The sequence below is a fragment of the Hymenobacter sp. BT491 genome (genome assembly GCF_014349165.1).
Taxonomy (GTDB): domain Bacteria; phylum Bacteroidota; class Bacteroidia; order Cytophagales; family Hymenobacteraceae; genus Hymenobacter; species Hymenobacter jejuensis.
This window is the reverse complement of record NZ_JACSJJ010000002.1, coordinates 1,238,901-1,259,858: the sequence shown is the minus strand read 5'-3', so window position 1 is coordinate 1,259,858 and position 20,958 is coordinate 1,238,901. Positions and strand designations below refer to the sequence as shown.

Genomic DNA, 20,958 nt, shown 5'->3' with positions numbered 1-20,958 from the left:
AATACGTGAAAAGCACGCGGAAAGTCGGTGCAGGCCTTTCAGTTTGCCATCGCCTGCATAGCAGATAAGCTAAAATCGCCTGTCATCCACAGCGTAGAGCTGGATAGCAGGCGATTTTGGAAATAAACTCTTTTGAGTAAATGGTTGACTTAGTGTCGGTTATCTTCGCCGTTCATCATGCTCAGGTAGCTGTCGTAGCGAGGTAGCGCAATTTTGCCGGCATCGACGGCTTCGCGCACGGCGCAGCCGGGTTCCTGCAAGTGGCGGCAATTATGGTAGCGGCACTGATTGAGGAGGGCGCGCATTTCGGGGAAAAAATGCGCCAGCTGCGTCGGCGGAATGTCTACCAAGCCTAGTTCTTTAATGCCTGGAGTATCAATTAGATATGTGCCGGGCCGTACTTCCAGCATTTCGGCGAAGGTGGTCGTGTGCACGCCCTTATCAGAAAAACCGCTGATTTCCGAGGTTTTCAAATCCAGATCGGGCACCAACGCATTGATCAGTGTGCTTTTGCCCACGCCCGAATGCCCCGACAATAAAGTGACTTTCCCATCGAGTTCGGCGTCGACTTCCGCGATGCCTTCGCCGGTTTCGGCCGAGCACCGCAGGCTGTCGTAGCCGGTGCGCTTGTACATCTTCCGGATCTGCTCCTGGTACTCGGTGAGGTCGGCATCGTAGAGGTCGATCTTGTTGAAAATCAGCTTCACCGGAATGCTGTACGCTTCGGCCGTGACCAAAAATCGGTCGATAAAGCCAAAGGAAGTGGCCGGCGAAACCAGCGTCACGACCAGCATGGCCAAGTCGAGGTTGGCGGCTACGATGTGGGCGTGCTCGGCTTTGTGCACCGAGCGCCGGATGATGTAGTTGCGGCGCGGCTCGATGTGGTGAATCACGCCGGCGCCCTCGGTTTGCTCTTCCACCGTAAACTCCACCTGGTCGCCGACGGCCAGCGGGTTGCTCACCTTCAAGCCTTGGTTTTTAAACTTACCCCGCAGCCGACAGCGGTGCAGCTTACCCGTTTCGTGCTCCCGCACCAGATACCAAGAGCCCGTGGATTTGATGACTGTGCCGATCATGAGTTAACTGCTTCGGGATGAAACCATTGCGATAGCGCTGTCATTATTTTCGGAGTGGCGCCAGCATGATCGATAACGTATTGGCGATTAGTAACGCTTTCTGCTTCACGCGGTTGGTCAGCCCGAAGCCAGCTTCGCAAAACGGTTTCCAATTGCGCGCTGTCGGTTACTGAGTGTGCTCCGCCCAGGGTAATCAGGTCAATGGCTTCCTGAAATTTTGCATAGCGCGGCCCAAACACCAGCGGCAACCCAAACGCTGCCGCTTCGAGCGTGTTGTGCAGGCCCTTGCCAAACGCGCCGCCGATGTAAGCAAAAGAGCCATAGCGATATAGGTCGCGCAGCAGCCCAATGGAATCGATGAGCAATAGCCGGGCGCTGGCCGCCGTCGCAGGCGTCGCTCGCGAGTAGCGCACCGTTTGGCCCGGCAGCACGGCTTCAATTTGCTGTAAGCCGGATTCGTGCAGTTCGTGGGGGGCCACGATTACGCGCAGGCCGGAAGTTGCCGCGTCCGATATAAGCCGTTGAAGCGCAGGCGCTAATACGGAAATGTCCTCTGGCCAACTGCTGCCCACCACCAGCACAGGCCGCTTGTGGGCCGTATCGCTGGCCACAAAAGCTTCCAACAACGGCAGCAGCTTATGCGGCGCAGCGGCGGTGGCTACTACTGTATCAAAGCGCGTGTCGCCGGCGATGCTGGCTTGTGTAACTTCCGCTGAATGAAGGAGTTGCACGGAAGCTTCATTTTGGGTGAAAATATGCGTGAACCGCCCCAAAATCTGCCGGAAAAAGCCACCCCAGGGTTTGAAAAACGCTTGCTGCGGCCGAAAAATGGCCGAAACGCAGATTGTGGGAATGCGGCGTTGGTTAAGGACAGTCAGGAAATGATACCAGAACTCGTATTTCACAAACACCGCTAGCTGTGGCTGCACCGCTTCGACGAAAGCGCGGGCATTGGCAGCCGTGTCGAGGGGCAGGTAAAAGACATAGGCCGCACCCGGCCAGTTTTTACGCACTTCGTAGCCAGAAGGCGAGAAGAACGTCAGCACGATTTTGTGCGTCGGGTATTGTTGCGCAAACGCTTCCATCAGCGGGCGGCCCTGCTCAAATTCGCCCAAGGAGGCGCAGTGAAACCACACCCGCGGCGCGGCATCTGGTTGCAGCGTTTGCCGAATGTGCGTTAATAATCCGCGTCGGCCAGCCGTCCATTGTGCGGCTTTTGGCACAAACGGAGACAGGAGCCGTAGCAGCAACGCGTACGCTTGCAGCGCTAAAGTGTATAAAAATGGCAAGTTGTTGTAAATCAGTTGTTTATGTGCCTGCCGTTTTTGTGCTTCTGGGCAATAGAAAAGCGGTGGCCGCTCAAAATTACTTCCTTCTGACTTAGCCCAAGAAAAAAGCCCCGACCGCAAGGCCGGGGCTTTTCGCTAAGCACCAGAAGCGCAGTACTTTACCTAGTGCGAATCGCGCTTGCCGAGGTAGTTGGCTACGCCCTCACGGGTAGCCGACATGGCCTCTTTGCCTTCTTCCCAGTCGGCGGGGCATACTTCGCCTTTCACCTCGAAGTGTTGCAGAGCGTCCACCATGCGCAGGGCCTCGTCGATAGAGCGGCCCAGCGGCCCGTCGTTTACCAACTGGTGACGCACGATGCCGTCACGGTCGATCAGGAACAAGCCGCGGTAGGCGAGGGGCGAACCTACGAATACCATTTCGCCTTGCTCGTTGTAGTCGTAATGACCACCCAGCACGTCGTAATTGGCCGCGATGGTTTTGGTAGCATCGGCTACCAACGGATAAGTAACTCCCTGAATGCCACCGTTGTCGCGGGGCGTTTGCAACCAAGCAAAGTGCGAGAAATGCGTGTCGGTCGAGCAGCCCACTACGGCAACGCCTTTGGCTTCAAACTGCGCGATCTGATCCTGAAAAGCAATGATTTCGGTAGGACACACGAAGGTGAAGTCGGCGGGATAGAAGTAAAAAATCACGTGCTTCTTGCCCAAGTAACGGTCGAGGGAGAAATCTTCTTCGAATTCGCCATCGATTACAGCCGTAGCCTTGAAAGAAGGAGCACGTTTGCCAACGAGAACTGCCATTGTAAATGAATTTGGGGTGTTAAAAAAGAGGTACTAAAAACAAGGAAATCAAAAAGTTATAGCGGTTTTATCTCCTGCGCGGCATCTACTTTCTCGCCCGTGATGTGCAGGGAAAAAGCGCGGGGCTGGAAATTCTGGAAGCCGCGAGCCGCAAAAAACTCCTGAATGAGAAGATCAAGCTGTGGATTGCAGTAATCGATAATCTCTTGTGTGTCAGTGCAATACAAATGGTGATGCGCCGAGCAGTCGGCGTCGTAGCGGCGGCTGGCACCTTCGGCAGCCGCCACGCGCTTGATTAGGCCGGAAGCCACAAACGAATCGAGCGCTTTGTAGATGGTACCCAGCGAGATGGTGGGCGTTTCCAACACCACACGTCGATGCACCTGCTCGGCCGTGGGGTGGCCGGGCAATACCATCAGGCTTTCCAGAATTACAATGCGCTGCTGCGTAGCTCGTAACCCCGCCTGGGCCAGCCGGGCGCGCACCTGAGCGCGGTCCGGCTGCGAAAGAAACTGATCAGAAGAAGGGGACACAGACAAGAATAATTCTCCGCAAAAGTAGTTCTATAAGCTTTTGTCGGCCAAAATTGTTTCCGGAGAGCATTGCTCTTTCTGCCCGAACCAACTGCTTGTCAAGCGGTTATCGGCCTTTAAATTCTGGCTTGCGCTTCTCCACGAAAGCCGCCATGCCTTCCTTCTGGTCTTCGGAAGCAAACGTGAGGTAGAAGTTTTTGCGCTCAAAGTGCAGGCCTTCGTCGAGGTGAGTTTCGAACGCCCGATTCACCGATTCTTTTGCGAGCCGCGCTGCCACCGGCGACATTTCGGCGATGCTGGCCGCCAAGCGGAAAGCTTCTTCCAAATACTGGCCTACTGGTACCACCCGATTTACAAGGCCATGACGTTCAGCTTCTTGTGCTGTTATAGGTCGGCCCGTGAGTACCATTTCCATGGCGCGTGCCTTGCCCACCGCCCGCGTCAGGCGCTGCGTGCCGCCGGCCCCCGGCATGGTGCCAATGCGAATCTCGGGTTGGCCAAACTGGGCGGTTTCTGAGGCTACAATCATGTCGCAGGTCATGGCCAATTCGCAGCCCCCGCCCAGCGCGAAACCCGATACGGCCGCAATCAGGGGCTTGCGCGTCTTGCGAATCTGATCCCAAGTGCTAAACTGATCGACAATGAGCATGTCGATGGCCGTGCGCCCGGCCATTTGCTTGATGTCGGCACCGGCAGCAAAGGCCCGCTCGTTGCCGGTCAGCACGATCACGCGCACCTCATCGTTGTCGTCGAGTTCGCGCAGGGCATCGCGGATTTCCAGCATCAATTGCAGGTTCAGCGCGTTGAGCTCTTTTGGGCGATTTAGCTGAATAAGGGCTACCTGCGGGCGGGCATTGGGCGTAACAGTGATGAATTCCATGGGAGTTGGGTGGGGGTGAAAGGCAAATGAGTGAAACTTTAAAATATTATAAATAATTGATTATGAGATAATTATAAATCTATTTAATGTATTCATTGGCGCTGCCTCGGCAGATGAACTGAAACGTCTGGCGCGTGCGCTGCTCCAGCAACAGCTCGCGCCCGTCGGTGAGGCGGCGGATGCTGGGCGCATCGTAATTCTTGATGGTATACAGCTCAAGACCCGTGTTGTAGTGAATGGTAAACTGGTCGCGGAGGAGCGCCAGCAGCTTTTCCAGCCGATACGCCGAAAAATCGGTGCACACGGAAAAGGAGATAGCCGAATTCTGCATCAAATGGATTTTGAGCCGCACCTGCGCCAGCGCCCCGAAGATCACCTCTAGGTTTTCTTCCGAAATGAATGTCAAATCCTTCGATTCGAAGGAGATCAGGCATTGACCGGTCTTGCGGATAAATGCCGGGGCGAGCAGCGCATGGCGGCAGTCGCCGATGCGGGTGCCTTCCGCCGCCGGATCCAGAAACGACTTTACATACAGCGGAATCTGCTTGACGGCCAGCGGTTTGATCGTCTTGGGGTGAATCACGGAGGCGCCATAATAGGCCATCTCGATGGTTTCTTGGTAGCTGATTTCGGGGTAGCGCACCGTGTCAGCAAAGAACTTGGGGTCGGCGTTGAGCAGACCGGCTACGTCTTTCCAGATCGTTACGGCTTCGGCGTGCAGGCAATAGGCAAAGATGGCGGCCGTGAAATCCGAGCCTTCGCGGCCCAAAGTCGTAGTCTGGCCGCTGGCCGTGCCGCCCAAAAAACCTTGCGTCACGACTGGCCCGCGCTGCAAAAGCGGCGGGACCGCAGCGCGCACATTGCGCTCGGTAGTCGGCCAGTCCATACGGCCTTCCCGCCACGTATGGTCGGTGCGCAGCAGGGGTCGGCAATCCAACCAATGCGCACCCAAGGCCTTGGCAACAATTACAGTAGCCAGCAATTCTCCAAAGCTCACTACCTGATCGTATTGCCGATCGTAGTCGCCGGGCGTAAGGGTTGCTAGGCGGTCGCCGAGTTGCTCGAGCAGACTTCCCAGCGAATGTGGTTCGGCGTTTTGCCAATCGTGGGGAAGAAGCTCGGCGGCTACCCCCAGATGAAAATCGCGCAGGGCCGCGAGCTGAGGTGCATACTCCTGCCCGGAATGTGCCAAGTGAAAGAGTTCTTCGAGCGCATTAGTCGTTTTGCCCATCGCCGAAACCACGATCAGCAATTGCGTGTCGCGGCCGTACTCGCGCGCAATGCGGACGAGGTTTGTGATGGCCTCGGCGTCCTTTACCGAAGCGCCCCCAAATTTGTAAACGTGTATCGCATGCGGTCTCTGCATGGTTCAAAAGTAACAACAGTTGGCAGTTAGCGAGCGGCTACTTCAGAACTGCCCAGTTGATTTCTCGTACTTGAAATAGGCGTTGGCTTTCAGCATCCGAAGGTCCGGAATGCCGACGACTGTCGTTTTGAAACCCGCAACTCCCGACTCGCAACAGCTAATCGCAACCCGAAAAAGGTTAGTTTTGTACACCATTCCGATAGCACATTCTTTCCTTACTCATGGACCACAACAAACTGGCTCTTCCCGTTGGCACTACCCTGGATCGCTTCATCATGCGCAAGCAAGAAGACTTTCCGTACGCTACCGGGGAGCTTTCGCAATTGCTGCGTGATATCGCGCTGGCTGCCAAAATTGTAAACCGCGAAATCAACCGTTCCGGGCTTATCGATATTGCTGGAGCTTACGGCAACCGCAATGTGCAAGGAGAGGACGTGCAAAAGTTGGATGTAATTGCTAACATTCGCTTTATCAGAGCGTTACGCAACGGAGGGGAAGTCTGCACCATCATTTCCGAAGAAGAGCAGGAAATGATTCAGACGGGCAACCACCAAGGCAAGTACGTGGTGGCCATCGACCCCTTGGATGGCTCGTCTAACATTGATGTGAACGTCAGCATCGGGACCATTTTCAGCATTTATCGCCGGGTATCGCCAACGGGCAGTGAGGGTACGGAGCAGGATTGCCTGCAGCCAGGCACCCATCAAGTAGCGGCCGGCTATGTGATTTACGGCTCGAGCACCATGCTGGTATATACTACCGGAAACGGCGTAAACGGCTTCACGTACGAGCCGTCGCTGGGCGAATTTTTCCTGTCGCACCCCAATATCACCATTCCCAAAACGGGCTCGATTTATTCCATCAACGAAGGCATTTCGGAGTCTTTCACACCCGCTACAGCAGCCTTTGTTAAGCACTGCAAAGACCAGAATTACTCGGCTCGCTATATCGGCTCGTTAGTGGCTGATTTTCACCGCAATCTGCTCAAAGGCGGTATTTATATGTATCCCGCTACCAAAAAGTCGCCGGAAGGCAAGCTGCGCCTCATGTACGAGTGCAACACGCTGGCTTTTATCGTGGAACAAGCCGGTGGCAAGTCCAGTAACGGGCAGATCCGCACGATGGAAATTGAGCCCAAAGGACTGCACGACCGCTGCCCGTTCTTCATTGGCTCGATGGAATTGGTAGAAAAGGCTGAAGAGTTTATGGCCAGCGAGTTTTCTAATTCTTCCGCTCCGGCGGTTTAGATCATTGCTTGCAGACACAAAAAAGGCCGCCTGCGCAAGCAGGCGGCCTTTTTTGTGTCTTTCAGACCGGTAAAAGCTATTTCTTGGCGCCCTTACCAGTTGATGAAACTGCCTCTTTGGTCGCGGCCTCCGGATTGGCAGGAGCGGAGCTTTCTTCCTCGGCCGAAATGATACCGGCCGTGCTCAAGGCTTCGTCGGCAGCAGGTGTATCTTGTTGGGTTGATTCTGTATCCGTTTCATTATCAGATTCTTGTGAATCATTGCCAGCAGCTTGATACTCCAAGTTACTGCTGACGGCCTTGTACCACGTCACCAGCTTTTTGATGTCGGACATGTACACGCGCTGGCGGTCGTAATCCGGAATAGTTTCTTCCATAAACGCCACCAGATCACGGTCATCCGATTTGCTGTTGACGGGCAGCTCAGTGCCGTACTTCTGATAGACGCGGTCGAAAGCCTCTGTCAGCGGCACCGTTTGGTCGTAATCCTGAGTATAAATTGAGATTTCCTGCAGAAGGGAAACCTTGTTGCGGGCCGAAGCCACCGAGCGGGCGGCCCGCTCGTCGAGCGATTCTACAATCACACCGGCGCGTGTGGGGCGCACCAAGCGGTAAAGACCGGGCATACCGCTAATCGCGGCTATTTCCTTCAGGTCGTAAGGCATAGTAAAAAGGAGTTGGTAGAAGATTCAAAGGTAGGAAGTAGTGCCGACCTCGTGGTAGGTTAGAGCTTAAAAGGCACTGGCAGGCTGGTCAGGATGGCGTAATCGGGCTTCTTGAATTTGAGCAGGCGCACTACACGCAGCGCTTCTTCGCCACAACCGCCGCCAATGTTCTTTACCAGTTTAATGCCCGACATTGTGCCATCAGTATTGAGTGTAAAGCTCACAATGCAAGTGCCCTGAATGCGGTTGCGTTTCGCCAGGATCGGATACTTGAGTTCGTTTTCGATAAAGGCGTACATGGCTTCTTGGCCGCCCTCGTAGTATTCGGCAACTGGTATTGCTTTGCCCACACCGGCCTGCGCTGTCTGGGGAGCTGCGGGCGCCGGGGCAGCAGGGTCTGTAGTGGGTGTTTCCGTCTGAGGCTTCGCTTTTGCTTTCTGGGCGAAAGCGGGTGCCGAAGCAGCCAACAAACCGAGGGAAAGCAACAAGGCAATTTTTTTCATGGTGTACAACCGAAAAAGGAAGGGTAAAAGATAATTTGTAATGCCCATGGCCAAGGCAATTACAAGGCCAATCTACGCATTCGCAGGGGCCTGCACCAATTGTTGATTGATCTCGTCGATGAAGCCCAGAAGCTCTTCGCGCCCAAGTTTGGTCTCCGCCGACGTAATAAAATAGCGGGGAATTTCATCCCAAGTTTCTTGCAGCTTCGCAGCGTAGCTGGCTATATTTTGCTGAGTGCGCGAGCCTGATAATTTATCGGTTTTGGTGAAAACAATCACAAAAGGTACCCCCTCGGATCCTAGCTTTTCCATAAATTCTAAATCGGGAGCCAAGGGTTCGTGACGCGAATCAATTAATACAAATACGCAAGACAGGTTTTCCCGCTTGCTCATATAATAGTTAATCATTTTAGCCCATTGCGCCCGCGATTCTTTGCTGACTTTGGCATACCCATACCCCGGCAAATCGACCAAATACCATTCGTTATTTATAAGAAAATGGTTGATAAGCTGCGTCTTACCTGGCAAGGAAGAAGTTTTGGCCAGCCCTTTTTGACCGGTGAGCATATTGATAAGCGAAGACTTGCCCACATTGGAGCGACCGATAAAGGCGTATTCAGGCAGAGTTGGCGCAGGGCATTGGTCAACGCGCGTGTTGCTGGTAAGAAATTTTGCTTCGCGGATGGTCATGGCAAATAAGGAAAAGGCAGCGTAAAGATAGCGCAGGCAGGCTGCCCAAGGAATTAGCAAATTTTTCGATGATTTTATTGTAGTCTACAAAGGCCGACTATATTTGCGCGATTTGTTATCAGTCCAAGTGCTATATAGGCAATAACAAATGCGTTTTTACACAAGGGTACTCTTATGCAAGCCGATAGGCGGAAGGGCGTATTATAAAAATTCTATCTTTGCCCGCAAACTTGCTTATTTGTGTACAACCCATGATTTCAGCGAGTAGGCCTGAACATCAGTTTTTAGCGTTTGAGCCGAGAAATTATTTGTTTAGTCTTAACCCTGTGTTGGGTTTTAAGTATAAGAGGCATCTCTTTAAAAAAAGGAAGCCTTTACAAACTGGCCTCCTTTTCAACTCCTTGCAACTCCCTATTCCCAAATCCTCCTAAAATGGACAACTTAGTCAGAAGGTTATTGAAAGCCTCTTGTACCTTCGCGCTTGCCGCGGCCGTGGCTCAGCCTACTTTGGCCCAGAGCACGCGCAAGCAACTGAAGACCGCAAATAAGTTCTTCGATCAAGAGAACTACCGGGCCTCCATCCCTTACTACGAGCAGGTATTGGCAAAGGAGCCAAACAACGCACAGGCGTTGTTTCGGGCGGGCATTTCTTACATGTCATTCGACAAGGAGAAGGCCAGTGACTACATCTACAAAGCCCAGCGCCTCAAGCCGAAAGTCTCGAAAGACGTAGAATATTGGCTCGGCCGCGTCGATCACCTCAACTACAACTTCGACGAGGCCATTGCGCATTATCAAGCTTATAATGCTACGCTGAAGAAGAAGAAAGATACCCGAAAGGCAGAACTCGCTCAACTGATTCAACACAGTAAAAATGCGAAGGTTCAATTCAATAGCCCCAAGGACATCTTTGTAAAAAACCTGGGCCCAACGATTAACACGCAGTATTCGGAGCACAGTCCCGTTATCTCGGCCGACGACAAGCTCTTGTTGTTTACATCGCGTGGTGAAAACGTAACGGGTGCCGGCAACGCCAACGGCAAAAAAGGCGGTAACCTAGCCACCGACGGCGAGTATTACGAAGACATTTTCGAAGCCAAGCGCATCGACGACGAGAACTGGGAGAAGCCCCGCTCGCTGAGTGGCGTGCTGAACGGCAAAGGGCACGATGCCTCGATCCAGGTTTTCGACAACGACACAAAAATGCTGATGTATCGCCAAGATGAGAACGGCGATATCTTCTACTCGGAGAAAGCCGGTGGCGACTGGACTGAGCCTAAAAAGTTGAATAATAATATCAACTCAAAGAGCTTTGAATCAGATGCTTATATAACGCCGGATGGCCTAACGATTTACTTTTCAACCGGTAAGTACTCGGAAGACGGTACGCTGGACCTGTACTACGCCACGCGCCAACCCGGTGGCGATTGGGGCGAAGCCAAATCGTTGGGCGGAGCCATCAACACGAAGTATGACGACGACAGCCCGTACTTGAGCAAAGACGGCAAAACCCTCTATTTCAGCTCGCGTGGTCACAACACGATGGGTGGCTACGACATATTCAAATCGGAGTATGATTCGGTAGGCCGCAAATGGGGGCAAGCCGAAAACATGGGCTACCCCATCAACACGCCCGACGATGATACTTATTATCGCTTGAGCCCAGATGGTAGCTATGCTTACCTATCTAGCTATCGCATTGGGGGTTATGGTGAAAAAGATATTTACACCATCAACTATATCAAGAACGCCATCATTCGTGGTAAGGTGTTCTCGGCCCGCGATAGCTCTTCGGTAATTCCGGGAGTAGAACTGGTGTTCAGCGGTACCCAAGCCGACAAAACGGCCCTGAGCTATCGCGACATTACAAAGCCTGATTCGGGTAATTACCAGGTAAGCGTACTGTCGGGCCGTACCTACCAAGTGGCCGTTTCGAAAGACGGGAAGAATATTGAAACCCAAGAGTTTACCGTGCCGGTAATTACCGACGATTCGACGGTGATCACGAAGAACTTCTACGTACCGTATGTAGACACGACTTCGCAATACGCTTTCCAGAAAATCTACTTCGATACCGACAAGTATAAGCTACGTCCGGAGTCGATCGCAGAACTGAATAACATCAGCAGCATTCTGAAAGCCAATCCGGGCATCAACATCTCTATCGAAGGCCATTGCGACTCGCGTAATACTGACGAGTACAACATGGTACTGGGTGAGAACCGCGCAAATGCCGCCTACAACTACCTGAAGAAAAACGGAGTAGCTGAAACGCGCATGGTGACGGTAAGCTATGGTGAGCGTCGTCCGGCCGCCCCGAACGATTCGCCGGAGAACATGCAGCTCAACCGCCGCGTTGAGTTCCGCGTGATTCTGAAAGAAGGGGAAACGATGCCGCAAATTAACAGCGGAACGGGTACTGGTTCGGGGACTTCCACCACGAGCACTGCTCCAAGTACTTCTTCGCCATCGAGCACGCCACGCACCACGGTACCGCTCGCACCGGGCAAAACCAAAGTGAAGGCTGCCGACGGTACCAAGGTGAAAACCAAGGTTGACGAAGATTCGGATAAAGTAAAAGTAAAAACCAAAGGTGCCGCAGGCGACGAGTCTAAGACCAAAACCAAAGAAGGTGAGATCGACTCGAAAGCCAAAGACGCTACAGGCGAAAAAACTAAAGTGAAGACAGGCAACTAATAACGCCATCTGCACGCCGCAAAAACGGGCTGGGCATTTTGCCCGGCCCGTTTTTTTTAACATAATGCGATGCGAGACGTTATGTTTGGGCAATTCCGCTCTCGCTTTTTCGTTTTGTTTTCCGAATCATGTCCATTGTTCCCTACAAAGACGATGCTGCCGGCAAGAAGTCGCAGGTAGCCCAGATGTTTAACAGCATCGCTGGCAAGTATGACTTCCTTAATCACTTTCTCAGTGTCGGAACCGATATCTACTGGCGCCGCAAGGCGGTAGGCGAGCTGAAAGCCATGAGGCCGGCCCGCATTCTGGATATTGCTACTGGCACAGCTGATTTCGCCATCGAAACCCTGAAAGCCGCCTCCGCCGATGCTCACATCACAGGCGTGGATATTTCGGAAGGCATGCTGGACGTAGGCCGGCGCAAGCTTGCCGAAAAAGGGCTGACGCATCGCATTCAACTTGAGCTCGGCGATTCGGAAAACCTACCTTTCCCCGATAATCACTTCGACGCGGTAACAGCCTCGTTTGGGGTGCGTAATTTCGAAAACCTGCAACAGGGACTCGCCGAAATGCGGCGGGTGCTGCGGCCCGGCGGCAAGCTCGTGATCTTGGAATTTTCAAAACCTACGGCTTTTCCGCTCAAGCAGGCATACAATTTTTACTTTCGGCGTATACTGCCCGTATTCGGTAAACTCATTTCAAAAGATCGCGCTGCCTACACCTACCTGCCAGAGTCGGTGCAGGCATTTCCGGATGGTCCCGCTTTTTTGGCTATCCTTGCGCAAGTCGGTTTCAAAACTCCTGCATGGCAACCTCTCACGTTCGGTATCAGCTCCATCTACACGGCCCTAAAATAGGCCGTATCGTTTCGGTACTATTGCTGCTGGCAGTGCTGCCTTTCACGGCTGCCCACGCGCAAAAAAAGAGCCGTTCTAGCCGCGGCAAACACGGGCGGGTGAAATCCATCACGGTCAATAACCTGCCGGGCTACGACAGCAAGTGGTTTCACCCTGGCTTTTATGTAGCTCCCAACTTTTCGAGCTACAAGATCCAGCAAGCCACCAAAAACCTTGGTAGCGTCGCCTCCAATTCCATCATCAGCCCCGGCTTTTCAGTTGGTTTCATTGCCGATGCTGCGATGGGAGACTATTTCAATCTGCGTTTTACTCCGGGTGTAAGCTTTATCACGCGCCGCATTGAATTCAAGGATGCCGGTTATACGCCAGTGCCGCCGGAGCCGCCGCAAGTGGAAATTTTTACGCAGGAAATAGGCACCACCCAGATTGATTTGCCGCTGCTGCTCAAGTTCAAATCGGATCGGCGGCGTAATACGCGGGTGTATCTTATCGGGGGTGTGAAACCAAGCTTTAACCTCGGCAATCGTCGCAAAGATCCCGATCGCAACCTGTTGCAGGCCGAGTCTGCTGACTTTGCAGTGGAATATGGAGTAGGCCTGGATCTGTTTTACCCACTCTTTAAATTTGCGCCGGAACTGCGCTTTTCCAACGGACTGATCAATCTGCACAAGCCCGGCAACGACTTATACAGCCGCAGCCTACAAAGCATGCGCAGCAACACGGTTACGCTGTACCTGAATTTCGAATAAAGATCTAAGTGCTTTATTAGTAGAGTATTATACTAAAATCATAATGTTCTAATAATCAAGCACTTAATCGTTTGTAAATTATTTCATGACCAAAACTGCTTTTATCACAGGTGCTTCCTCTGGCATCGGTCGCGCTACGGCCATAGCACTGGCGCAATCGGGCTTTCAATTGGTAGTTACCGGCCGCCGCCGCGAACGTCTGGAAGAACTGGCACAGCAAGTAGCTCCTACGCCCGTCCATATCCTTACGTTTGATGTGTGCGACCGCGCCGCAACTGAAGCCGCCGTTGCTGGCTTACCTGCTGATTTTCAAGATGTTGCGGTTTTGATCAACAGCGCAGGCGGGGCACACGGCTTGGCGCCGATTCAGGATGGCGACCCCAATGATTGGGACGCTATGCTCGATGGCAACGTAAAGGGGCTTCTGAACGTGACCAAGGCCTTGTTGCCGGGCATGACGCAGCGCAACCGGGGTCATATCATCAATATAAGCTCTGTGGCCGGCTCTGAAGTATACGCCAACGGTAATGTGTATTGTGCTTCCAAAGCCGCCGTTTCGGCACTCACGAAAGGCATGCGCCTTGATCTGTTGGCGCACAACATTCGGGTAGCAGAAATCAACCCTGGGGCTGTCGAAACAGAGTTTTCTGAAGTGCGTTTCAAAGGAGACGCTGCGCGGGCGGCCTCCGTGTACAAGGGCTTTGAACCTCTCACGGCCGAAGACGTAGCCGATGTCATTCAGTTTATGGTGACGCGTCCTCCGCACGTCAACATAGCCGAAGTGCTGCTTTTCCCGGCGGCCCAGGCTGCCGCTACCACGATCAAGAAGGATCTGTAACGCGCTGAGGATAAGTAAAAGCCGAAGGCCGGATAGTTGCATGCATTGCAACTATCCGGCCTTCGGCTTTTCTGTAAGTTGTATTCTTGCAAGGCGTTCTACAAGCGATCAAACGTGCTTTTTAGCTGTTTCATCACGTCGGCCTGCAACGTGTGCTTGCCGTTGAAACGCACGACCGCTGGCTCGACGCCGCGTTTTTGCAGAAAAGCGCGTTGTTTGGCAAAAGCATCCCCACTGATAAACTCGTCTTGATCGCCGCAAACCAAGGTGATGGGAAGGTGCTGAAGCAGCCGCGAGGCTACCGCAAAATCTACATCTTCCGGAAAGGCGCCGGCCCACAGAACAAGTTGAGCCGGCCGAAAAGGAGCGTGCGCCAGCCACCGGCTCACAGTAGCGGCCCCTTGCGAAAAACCAAGTACCAACACTTTGGTCTGCTCAGCGCACTGGGATAAAATGCTGGTAGATAGTTGGTTGAGATACTCTACGTAATCCTCAATTTCGGCTAGCCGGTCTTCACGCGTCATCCAGGTAGCCCCGATGCGGCCTCCCGTGCCCGAAAGATAAAAGCGGGAGAGACCTTCGGGAGCAACGACCACCAAAGTCGGATCGGCTTGCACCAGCGGCGCAAAATGGCGAATAAAATATGCTGCCAACTGCCCGTAGCCATGCGCTACAAACCACACCTGCCGCGTATGCGATGATAGCTCGCCAAGCTGGTAGTAACGTGCCGAACGGGTTACCGAAAAATGGTGCTCTTGCGCAAACGCCATCAGTTAAAAGAACTCCAGCGCGTCAGTCAGGACAACCCTGCAACCTAACGCACTTCATTACGCTACTTCAATAAAATTATAAAGCATTTACAATCAACATATTATGATTTGGGCGGAAGGTCGTTGCTGGAAAACTGAAACGGCAGCAAATCGCCTAACGACCGGAAGCGGTAGATGGACCCGTTGGGGCCCGGCAGCAGCAACGGAATAGATTGGCCCTGCCGGTTCTCGTATTCGGTCATGACTTGGCGGCAGGCTCCGCAAGGCATTGCCAAGGTAAAGTCGCCGTTGGCGGGGCGCGCCGCAACGGCCATATACGCAATGCGACGCTCAGGATGCGCGGCGGCAACGCCAAACAGAGCCGTGCGCTCGGCGCAAAGCCCCGACGGATAGGCTGCGTTTTCCTGGTTGGTTCCCTGAAATACCGACCCGTTGTCGAGCAGCAACGCCGCGCCTACGTGAAAATGAGAGTAAGGAGCATACGCCCGATCGGTGGCGGCGCGGGCCTGTTGCCACGTAAGCGCTTCTTCGGGGGTAAGTTCGGCTTCGGAAGCCAGTACGTCGACGGTGATGGTAAGATGGAGTGGCTGAGCCATCGGAGAGAGAAATGAGCGTTCCGGTACCGAATGGCGGCCCCGGTAGGGTAAGGGGCGGTGAATGTACTACAATTATCAATTATGATTTAACAAATGACATTTCGCGATCGATAATCTCGGAGAAGGCTGAATTCTGAAGACAATTGCCGTTTTTGCCACCCCTTACCAACCCGTAGTGCTTGTCCGCATAGCCTGTTTACCACCCAATTGTTGCTTACCGCTGCTTCTACCATGACAAACATTCTGTTGCTGGGCGCTGGCCGCTCGTCGTCGTCTTTGTTGCACTATTTGCTGCGGTACGCGCCGCTGGAAAAGTGGCAGATCACCGTTGGCGATGTCAACCCGGCGCATCTGGCCCCGGTGCTGGCGGCGCATACCGAGTACGCCCGCGCCGTGACCTTTGCGATAGAGCACGAAGCGCAGCTGTCGGAACTTGTGCAGCAGGCCGACGTGGTCATTTCGATGTTGCCGGCTCTGTTTCACGCGCCGGTGGCACGGGCCTGCGTTCAGTTTCGGCGGCACTTGGTCACGGCGAGCTATGTCTCGGAGGAAATCCGGAGTCTGCACGAAGAAGCACAAGCCGCCGGCATCATCCTTCTGATGGAATGTGGTCTCGATCCCGGCCTCGACCATATGTCGGCCATGGCGGCCTTGGCCGATATCCGAGCGCAGGGCGGGAGCCTGACAGGATTCAAATCGTATTGCGGCGGCCTGATGGCCCCGGACTCCGAAGGCGACAACCCGTGGCGCTACAAGTTCACCTGGAACCCGCGTAACGTGGTGCTAGCCGGTCAAAGCACTGCCAAATACCTGGAGCAAGGACATGCGCGATTCATCCCGTATCAGCAGCTATTTCGCCGTACCGAGTTGTTAGATGTGCCCGGATACGGACAATTTGAAGGCTACGCCAACCGCGATTCGCTGAGCTACCGTGCGCCGTACGGGCTCGAAGAAATTCCCACGATTCTGCGCGGCACGCTGCGCCGCCCGGGTTACTGCGCCGCCTGGCACGCGTTGGTGCGCCTCGGCCTGACCGACGACACCGTGCGCCTAGGCAACAGCGCCGCTCTGACGTGGCAGGAACTGATAGAATCGTATTTGCCGGCCAGCGCCACCCCTAACGCCGACGTGGCCACTCGGCTAGCCGCCTACCTCGGCCTCGAGCCCGAAGGTGCGGAAATGCAGCGCCTTATGTGGTTGGGCGTTTTCAGCGAGCAACCCGTTCACTTATCCGATGCCACCCCCGCGCAGTTGCTCGAACGCCTACTCACGGAGAAATGGCAATTGCAGAGCGGCGACCGCGATATGGTGGTCATGCAGCATTTGTTTGATTATCAGGTAAATGGCAGGTCGATGCGCCGTACGTCTTCTTTGGTTGTGTTGGGCGATGATGCTACGCACACAGCCATGGCCAAGACGGTAGGTTTGCCGGTCGGGATGGCGGTGCGGCAACTCACGCGGGGCAATATCGGGCAGCGAGGCGTGGTGATCCCGACGCACGCTGATCTGTACCAACCCATTCTGGTCGAATTAGCAGCGGATTACGATATCGCTTTCGAGGAAGAAGAATATGTCCTGTAAAATATTTATAATCAAGTAGTTATAGATACTCTGCTTTCGATATCGTTAGGAGGCTAAAAAGCCAAATAAAAGTCTTGCAGCAACGTCCGAAAGGCTGGCGAATAAGCTTCGCTTGCTTCGGTGTGAATAGCCAGGGCTTGCTGCTCTAATGGCTGCGGCTGCCGCTCGAAGGAGGTAATATGACGCAGGGCGCGGCTGCTGGCGCGGTGGTGCAAGGTAAGGCGGTGTGCCGCGTACAGGCCTGCTGCTGCCGCTTCGCGTTCAAAATGCTGCATTTCGGGCGGCGGTAATAACACCGTCAGTTGTCCGTGCGCTACTAAGTGTTGTGCTGCGAACGCCGCGATCTCCGAAAAGGGCAAGGTATCGGGCGCGGTATGGCGCGCCGCAGTGCGGGCCGCATCGGGCGAGCGCAGGGAGTTGCGAAAGAAGGGTGGGTTGCAGAGAATATGATCGAAAAGGGCGGGGTTTCGGGCTGCGTATTCTTGCAAGCTTACCGCTTGTAGTTGCAGCCGCGATGCCCAAGGGCTGGCTTGAAAGTTTTCGGTGGCCTGCGCAGCAGCGTCTGCGTCCACTTCTACGGCTTCAATGTACGCTGTGGGCGCTCGTTGCGCGGCCATCAGAGCCAACAGGCCGGTGCCGGTACCAATGTCGAGGATATGCGCAGCCGTTTCAACGTCCGCGGTAGCGCCCAGCACACACGCATCGGTGCACACTTTCATCGCGCAACTGTCTTGGTGCACGGTGAAGTGTTTGAACTTGAAATAGGGATTGGGCACGGAAAATTTATTTTGCTACTGCATCCTGCTGCCAATCCCGGAGCAGCCGCTCGAGCGCGAAGTATTCCTTGGAGGTTTCTTCGCCGATCGGGAAGTCTGCTTTCAGCTTGCGGAAATAGCTCAGCGCCTGCAAATTGCCCGACAAGGCCGCGACGAACAGCTGATTAGCCATGTCAATTTTTTGCCCCTCTTTTTTGCCGGTCATCTTTTCAAACGCCCGCAATACCTGTGCCTGCTCTTCAGTCGAATAAGAGCGCAGGTTGTGGTTCAAAAATGCCGTTTGGCCCACCTGATCTTGCTTCGGAAAGAAGCGGTAAATTTTAAACGGTACGAACTCGTATTTGAAGTTTTTGCCCACTGGCAAGTACTTCAGGGTATTGACGCTCAGCGTATCGTTCTGGAACACAAGCTGGCATTGTTCGCGCAAGTCCCAGTAATGCAGCACTTTGCTGGACTGGCACGACGATACGGCAAACTCCGAATACAGAACGCGGTTTTCTATGGTCTCCTGTGAGCCGCACACCGAAGCCACCTGGCCGTTGCTGAATGCAAAAAGCGTATCGGGCTTCTGTTCCGAGACGGGCACGTCGGCGGGGCAGGCGCACGAGCTGGCCTGCTCAAGCGGTACACTTTTGGCGGTGCCAGGTGAGCTGCGCTCGGGTTGCTGCTGACAGGCGCTTATCAAGCTTGTAATGCTGATCAACAAAGTGTAGCGGCTTTTCATGGGTTACTTCTTTTGAAGTTCCTGTTCGTAGCCAGCGTCAATTAGCAACGGGCCATTTTCGGCGCTCCACACGGCCAGTTGGTCGCAGCGCTCATTTTCGGGGTGGCCATTGTGGCCGCGCACCCAGTGAAAGCGCACCGTGCGCTGCCGGTAAATTTTCAGGAAACGACGCCACAGATCTTCATTGGCTTTCTTGCCAAAATCGGGTTTGTTGGCCCACCCAAACACCCATTTTTTCTCCACCGCGTCCACCACGTAGCGCGAGTCAGTGACTACGGTAATCGGAATTTCGGGTTTAGTGACTGCTTCTAGGCCCACAATCACGGCCAGCAGTTCCATGCGGTTGTTGGTAGTCAGACGGAAGCCTTGCGTAATTTCTTTCTCATGGCGGCCAAAACGCAGGATGGTTCCGTAACCTCCAGGGCCGGGGTTTCCACGCGAAGAGCCGTCGGTAAAGAGCTGAATCAAAATGAATTGTAATTTAATGAGCTGTCATGCCGCGGGCAGATACTAGTATCTGCCACACTTGTTTTCGTCCTACGCTGAGGTTCTGGATAACCGCGGCTTTTTACGAGACGAAGAAGTTGGTTTTGAAGAGCTTGATGGCAATGGCGAGCAAGATCACGCCGAACACGCGCCGCAAAATGTCCTCGCCAGCTTTGCCCAACTTACGCTCAATCCAGGCGCTGCTTTTTAGCACGACGTATACAAACACTAGGTTTAAGCCTATGCCTACCAGCACGTTAGGCAGCGAGTAAGCGGCCCGCAGCGACAGCAGCGTCGTCATGGTGCCAGCCCCCACGATGAGGGGAAATGCCAAGGGTACAATGGAGCCGCTGGCCGCCATCGAATCGGTTTTAAACAGCTCGATGCCCAAAATCATCTCCATGCCGATCAGGAAAATGATGATAGCGCCGGCCAAGGCAAAAGACTGATAGTCAACGCCAAACAACGACAGGATGCTTTGCCCCAAAAACAGAAATACCACCATCAACACCCCGGCCACCAGCGTGGCTTTCTCGGAGTGAATCCGGCCCTCGCGCTGCCGAATCTGGATGATAATCGGGATGGAGCCCAGAATATCAATCACCGCAAACAGCGTGAGCGTAACGGAGAATATTTCCTTGAGTGAAAACACGGGAGAAATTTGCGGTGTAAGGTCGTTATATAAATAATTGATTGTCAATTATTTATATAACGACCTGGATTGATTCTTTTTTAAGCGTATTCTTTGGCGAAGAATTGCACCAGTTGCTCGAAAGCTGCGTCGGGGATGGCCGGGAAGTTGGCGATGCGCAGCGAAGTAGGCTTCCAGTTGCCGTAGCCATTGCCGAGCTGCAACCCCAGTTGCAAGGCCCGGCGTTTTACGTCGTCGATGAGCTGGGGTGGGCCTTGCAGGCCGATAACGGTAGTCGAGCGCGTTTCGGGGTTTTGCACCAGTGGCTTAAGCTGCGTGGCTTGGTCGAAGTAATCGTAGAGCTTAGTCGCGCGGTCAAGCAGGTGCTGGTGCACGGTTTTGATCGGCTGCCGGTCTTGTAGCACGCGGTACAACAGATAGATTCCCAGCACGTTGGGGGTGTGCGTGGTTTGGTAGTTGAGCATCTTCTCGTACTGGGCCGTGAGGCTGTTGTAATGCGAGCGCTCGTTGATTTGGCGAAACCGCGCCACAGCTCTTGGCGAGAGCACCATCAAGCCCAAGCCCGCCGGCAGCCCGAAGCATTTCTGCACCGACGCAAACCATACATCAGCCTTAATGTATTTGAGTTGAACGCCGCCCAGCGAGGAAGTGGCGTCCACGGCTAGTAGCGCGCCGCCCAAGCGGTTGTAGAGGTTCAGGATGAAGCCGTCGCGGAGCTGGGTGGCGTTGGACGTTTCGTTTTGGGTGATGCACACCATGTCTACTTCGTCGTCGGGTAGGGGCAAGGCCGCCACGTCGGGTACTTCGTCGATGCCAAATGGGTAGCCCGTGCACGCCGGCCGAAGCGCTTTGGCATACTCGTACCACTTCTCGCCGAAAGCGCCGCTGTAGAGGTGAAAGCTTTTGGTAGGCGTCAGGCTTTGGGCCAGCACTTCCCAGCATTCGGTGGCCGAACTGAGGAAAAATACCGTGTAATCTTGGGGGATATTGAGCTTTTTCTTCAGCTCTTCAATGGTTTGGCGCATGAGCCCGGTGAAGCGCTCGCCACGGTGCGGCGCCGACAGCCAGCCTTCGTCGTAAGCCGCGGTGAGGTAGTTGCGCACTTCCGGATAAACGGCCGCCGGACCAGGATTGAATGTATACATAAGGAAAGAAGAGTCGGGTTGAGAAGGCAAAGGTAATG

At 54.0% G+C, this 20,958-nt stretch carries 22 protein-coding genes; 6 read left to right on the top strand and 16 right to left on the bottom strand.

Going from position 1 to position 20,958, the window contains the following annotated elements:
* Nucleotides 1-149: 149 nt before the first annotated feature.
* From rsgA to H9I52_RS11080, 6 genes are all read right to left on the bottom strand, one after another.
* On the bottom strand, nucleotides 150-1,076 hold the full coding sequence (gene rsgA / locus H9I52_RS11105) for a ribosome small subunit-dependent GTPase A (RefSeq protein ID WP_187453890.1): 927 nt from the start codon (nucleotides 1,074-1,076) through the stop codon (nucleotides 150-152).
* Nucleotides 1,073-2,299, bottom strand: coding sequence for a 3-deoxy-D-manno-octulosonic acid transferase (locus H9I52_RS11100; protein ID WP_316248027.1), 1,227 nt, complete (start codon nucleotides 2,297-2,299; stop codon nucleotides 1,073-1,075). Before H9I52_RS11100 ends, rsgA begins: the two co-directional genes overlap by 4 nt.
* Nucleotides 2,300-2,527: 228 nt before the next feature.
* Nucleotides 2,528-3,166, bottom strand: coding sequence for a peroxiredoxin (locus H9I52_RS11095; protein WP_187453888.1), 639 nt, complete (start codon nucleotides 3,164-3,166; stop codon nucleotides 2,528-2,530).
* A gap of 56 nt (nucleotides 3,167-3,222) precedes the next feature.
* The gene (locus H9I52_RS11090; protein ID WP_187453887.1) at nucleotides 3,223-3,699 is read right to left on the bottom strand and encodes a Fur family transcriptional regulator; all 477 of its coding nucleotides are present in this window, start codon (nucleotides 3,697-3,699) and stop codon (nucleotides 3,223-3,225) included.
* Nucleotides 3,700-3,805: 106 nt separating this feature from the next.
* Nucleotides 3,806-4,579, bottom strand: coding sequence for an enoyl-CoA hydratase-related protein (locus H9I52_RS11085; protein WP_187453886.1), 774 nt, complete (start codon nucleotides 4,577-4,579; stop codon nucleotides 3,806-3,808).
* A 79-nt stretch (nucleotides 4,580-4,658) separates the two neighbouring features.
* Nucleotides 4,659-5,945 carry an aspartate kinase gene (locus H9I52_RS11080; RefSeq protein WP_187453885.1) on the bottom strand — a complete coding sequence of 429 codons (1,287 nt, stop codon included), beginning with the start codon at nucleotides 5,943-5,945 and terminating at the stop codon, nucleotides 4,659-4,661.
* Between the two features lie 221 nt (nucleotides 5,946-6,166).
* Here H9I52_RS11080 and fbp point away from each other — a divergent pair, with 221 nt between their 5' ends.
* Nucleotides 6,167-7,192 carry a class 1 fructose-bisphosphatase gene (gene fbp / locus H9I52_RS11075; RefSeq protein ID WP_187453884.1) on the top strand — a complete coding sequence of 342 codons (1,026 nt, stop codon included), beginning with the start codon at nucleotides 6,167-6,169 and terminating at the stop codon, nucleotides 7,190-7,192.
* A 76-nt stretch (nucleotides 7,193-7,268) separates the two neighbouring features.
* Here fbp and H9I52_RS11070 read toward each other — a convergent pair whose 3' ends face one another.
* The 3 genes from H9I52_RS11070 to yihA all read right to left on the bottom strand — a co-directional run bounded on the left by H9I52_RS11070 (nucleotide 7,269) and on the right by yihA (nucleotide 9,049).
* A complete protein-coding gene (locus tag H9I52_RS11070; protein ID WP_187453883.1) occupies nucleotides 7,269-7,856 on the bottom strand; it encodes a DUF5606 domain-containing protein in 588 nt (195 codons plus the stop codon).
* A gap of 59 nt (nucleotides 7,857-7,915) precedes the next feature.
* On the bottom strand, nucleotides 7,916-8,359 hold the full coding sequence (locus H9I52_RS11065) for an energy transducer TonB (protein ID WP_139517470.1): 444 nt from the start codon (nucleotides 8,357-8,359) through the stop codon (nucleotides 7,916-7,918).
* A gap of 72 nt (nucleotides 8,360-8,431) precedes the next feature.
* Nucleotides 8,432-9,049 carry a ribosome biogenesis GTP-binding protein YihA/YsxC gene (yihA, locus tag H9I52_RS11060; RefSeq protein ID WP_187453882.1) on the bottom strand — a complete coding sequence of 206 codons (618 nt, stop codon included), beginning with the start codon at nucleotides 9,047-9,049 and terminating at the stop codon, nucleotides 8,432-8,434.
* A gap of 432 nt (nucleotides 9,050-9,481) precedes the next feature.
* On the opposite strand from yihA, the gene H9I52_RS11055 reads away from it, so the two are divergent.
* The 4 genes from H9I52_RS11055 (at nucleotide 9,482) to H9I52_RS11040 (ending at nucleotide 14,190) form a co-directional block, all read left to right on the top strand.
* Nucleotides 9,482-11,746, top strand: coding sequence for an OmpA family protein (locus tag H9I52_RS11055; RefSeq protein WP_187453881.1), 2,265 nt, complete (start codon nucleotides 9,482-9,484; stop codon nucleotides 11,744-11,746).
* Between the two features lie 128 nt (nucleotides 11,747-11,874).
* On the top strand, nucleotides 11,875-12,603 hold the full coding sequence (gene ubiE, locus H9I52_RS11050) for a bifunctional demethylmenaquinone methyltransferase/2-methoxy-6-polyprenyl-1,4-benzoquinol methylase UbiE (protein WP_139517468.1): 729 nt from the start codon (nucleotides 11,875-11,877) through the stop codon (nucleotides 12,601-12,603).
* Nucleotides 12,552-13,352 (top strand): porin family protein, encoded by an 801-nt coding sequence (locus H9I52_RS11045; RefSeq protein ID WP_187453880.1) that lies wholly within the window; start codon nucleotides 12,552-12,554, stop codon nucleotides 13,350-13,352. The genes ubiE and H9I52_RS11045 overlap by 52 nt, the downstream gene beginning before the upstream one ends.
* An 85-nt stretch (nucleotides 13,353-13,437) precedes the next feature.
* Nucleotides 13,438-14,190, top strand: a complete 753-nt coding sequence (locus H9I52_RS11040) for an SDR family NAD(P)-dependent oxidoreductase (protein ID WP_187453879.1) — start codon at nucleotides 13,438-13,440, stop codon at nucleotides 14,188-14,190.
* Nucleotides 14,191-14,288: 98 nt separating this feature from the next.
* Here H9I52_RS11040 and H9I52_RS11035 read toward each other — a convergent pair whose 3' ends face one another.
* Together H9I52_RS11035 and cdd are read right to left on the bottom strand one after the other, a co-directional pair.
* Nucleotides 14,289-14,960 (bottom strand): alpha/beta hydrolase, encoded by a 672-nt coding sequence (locus H9I52_RS11035; protein WP_187453878.1) that lies wholly within the window; start codon nucleotides 14,958-14,960, stop codon nucleotides 14,289-14,291.
* Nucleotides 14,961-15,061: 101 nt separating this feature from the next.
* Nucleotides 15,062-15,556 (bottom strand): cytidine deaminase, encoded by a 495-nt coding sequence (gene cdd, locus H9I52_RS11030; protein ID WP_139517464.1) that lies wholly within the window; start codon nucleotides 15,554-15,556, stop codon nucleotides 15,062-15,064.
* Between the two features lie 231 nt (nucleotides 15,557-15,787).
* Between cdd and H9I52_RS11025 the strand changes: the two genes are divergently transcribed.
* Nucleotides 15,788-17,137 (top strand): saccharopine dehydrogenase C-terminal domain-containing protein, encoded by a 1,350-nt coding sequence (locus H9I52_RS11025; protein WP_187453877.1) that lies wholly within the window; start codon nucleotides 15,788-15,790, stop codon nucleotides 17,135-17,137.
* A 53-nt stretch (nucleotides 17,138-17,190) separates the two neighbouring features.
* On the opposite strand, the gene H9I52_RS11020 is transcribed toward H9I52_RS11025, so the two are convergent.
* From H9I52_RS11020 to H9I52_RS11000, 5 genes are all read right to left on the bottom strand, one after another.
* Nucleotides 17,191-17,913: a tRNA1(Val) (adenine(37)-N6)-methyltransferase gene (locus H9I52_RS11020; RefSeq protein ID WP_316248026.1), complete on the bottom strand. Its 723-nt coding sequence runs from the start codon at nucleotides 17,911-17,913 to the stop codon at nucleotides 17,191-17,193.
* A gap of 7 nt (nucleotides 17,914-17,920) precedes the next feature.
* The gene (locus H9I52_RS11015; protein WP_187453876.1) at nucleotides 17,921-18,637 is read right to left on the bottom strand and encodes a hypothetical protein; all 717 of its coding nucleotides are present in this window, start codon (nucleotides 18,635-18,637) and stop codon (nucleotides 17,921-17,923) included.
* A gap of 3 nt (nucleotides 18,638-18,640) precedes the next feature.
* Nucleotides 18,641-19,105 (bottom strand): ribonuclease HI, encoded by a 465-nt coding sequence (gene rnhA / locus H9I52_RS11010; protein ID WP_139517461.1) that lies wholly within the window; start codon nucleotides 19,103-19,105, stop codon nucleotides 18,641-18,643.
* A gap of 100 nt (nucleotides 19,106-19,205) precedes the next feature.
* Nucleotides 19,206-19,775 (bottom strand): MarC family protein, encoded by a 570-nt coding sequence (locus tag H9I52_RS11005; RefSeq protein ID WP_139517460.1) that lies wholly within the window; start codon nucleotides 19,773-19,775, stop codon nucleotides 19,206-19,208.
* Nucleotides 19,776-19,855: 80 nt separating this feature from the next.
* A complete protein-coding gene (locus H9I52_RS11000; RefSeq protein ID WP_187453875.1) occupies nucleotides 19,856-20,920 on the bottom strand; it encodes an aminotransferase class V-fold PLP-dependent enzyme in 1,065 nt (354 codons plus the stop codon).
* Between the last annotated feature and the right edge of the window lie 38 nt (nucleotides 20,921-20,958).

Excerpts from the sequence above, each read along its gene's own strand:
- H9I52_RS11080 (WP_187453885.1), bottom strand. The coding sequence starts at position 5,945 with ATGCAGAGACCGCATGCGATACACGTTTACAAATTTGGGGGCGCTTCG.
- H9I52_RS11040 (WP_187453879.1), top strand. The coding sequence starts at position 13,438 with ATGACCAAAACTGCTTTTATCACAGGTGCTTCCTCTGGCATCGGTCGC.
- fbp (WP_187453884.1), top strand. The coding sequence starts at position 6,167 with ATGGACCACAACAAACTGGCTCTTCCCGTTGGCACTACCCTGGATCGC.
- H9I52_RS11055 (WP_187453881.1), top strand. The coding sequence starts at position 9,482 with ATGGACAACTTAGTCAGAAGGTTATTGAAAGCCTCTTGTACCTTCGCG.
- H9I52_RS11035 (WP_187453878.1), bottom strand. The coding sequence starts at position 14,960 with ATGGCGTTTGCGCAAGAGCACCATTTTTCGGTAACCCGTTCGGCACGT.
- H9I52_RS11065 (WP_139517470.1), bottom strand. The coding sequence starts at position 8,359 with ATGAAAAAAATTGCCTTGTTGCTTTCCCTCGGTTTGTTGGCTGCTTCG.
- H9I52_RS11015 (WP_187453876.1), bottom strand. The coding sequence starts at position 18,637 with ATGAAAAGCCGCTACACTTTGTTGATCAGCATTACAAGCTTGATAAGC.
- rsgA (WP_187453890.1), bottom strand. The coding sequence starts at position 1,076 with ATGATCGGCACAGTCATCAAATCCACGGGCTCTTGGTATCTGGTGCGG.
- yihA (WP_187453882.1), bottom strand. The coding sequence starts at position 9,049 with ATGACCATCCGCGAAGCAAAATTTCTTACCAGCAACACGCGCGTTGAC.
- H9I52_RS11000 (WP_187453875.1), bottom strand. The coding sequence starts at position 20,920 with ATGTATACATTCAATCCTGGTCCGGCGGCCGTTTATCCGGAAGTGCGC.
- cdd (WP_139517464.1), bottom strand. The coding sequence starts at position 15,556 with ATGGCTCAGCCACTCCATCTTACCATCACCGTCGACGTACTGGCTTCC.
- H9I52_RS11070 (WP_187453883.1), bottom strand. The coding sequence starts at position 7,856 with ATGCCTTACGACCTGAAGGAAATAGCCGCGATTAGCGGTATGCCCGGT.
- H9I52_RS11085 (WP_187453886.1), bottom strand. The coding sequence starts at position 4,579 with ATGGAATTCATCACTGTTACGCCCAATGCCCGCCCGCAGGTAGCCCTT.
- ubiE (WP_139517468.1), top strand. The coding sequence starts at position 11,875 with ATGTCCATTGTTCCCTACAAAGACGATGCTGCCGGCAAGAAGTCGCAG.
- H9I52_RS11095 (WP_187453888.1), bottom strand. The coding sequence starts at position 3,166 with ATGGCAGTTCTCGTTGGCAAACGTGCTCCTTCTTTCAAGGCTACGGCT.
- H9I52_RS11045 (WP_187453880.1), top strand. The coding sequence starts at position 12,552 with ATGGCAACCTCTCACGTTCGGTATCAGCTCCATCTACACGGCCCTAAA.
- H9I52_RS11025 (WP_187453877.1), top strand. The coding sequence starts at position 15,788 with ATGACAAACATTCTGTTGCTGGGCGCTGGCCGCTCGTCGTCGTCTTTG.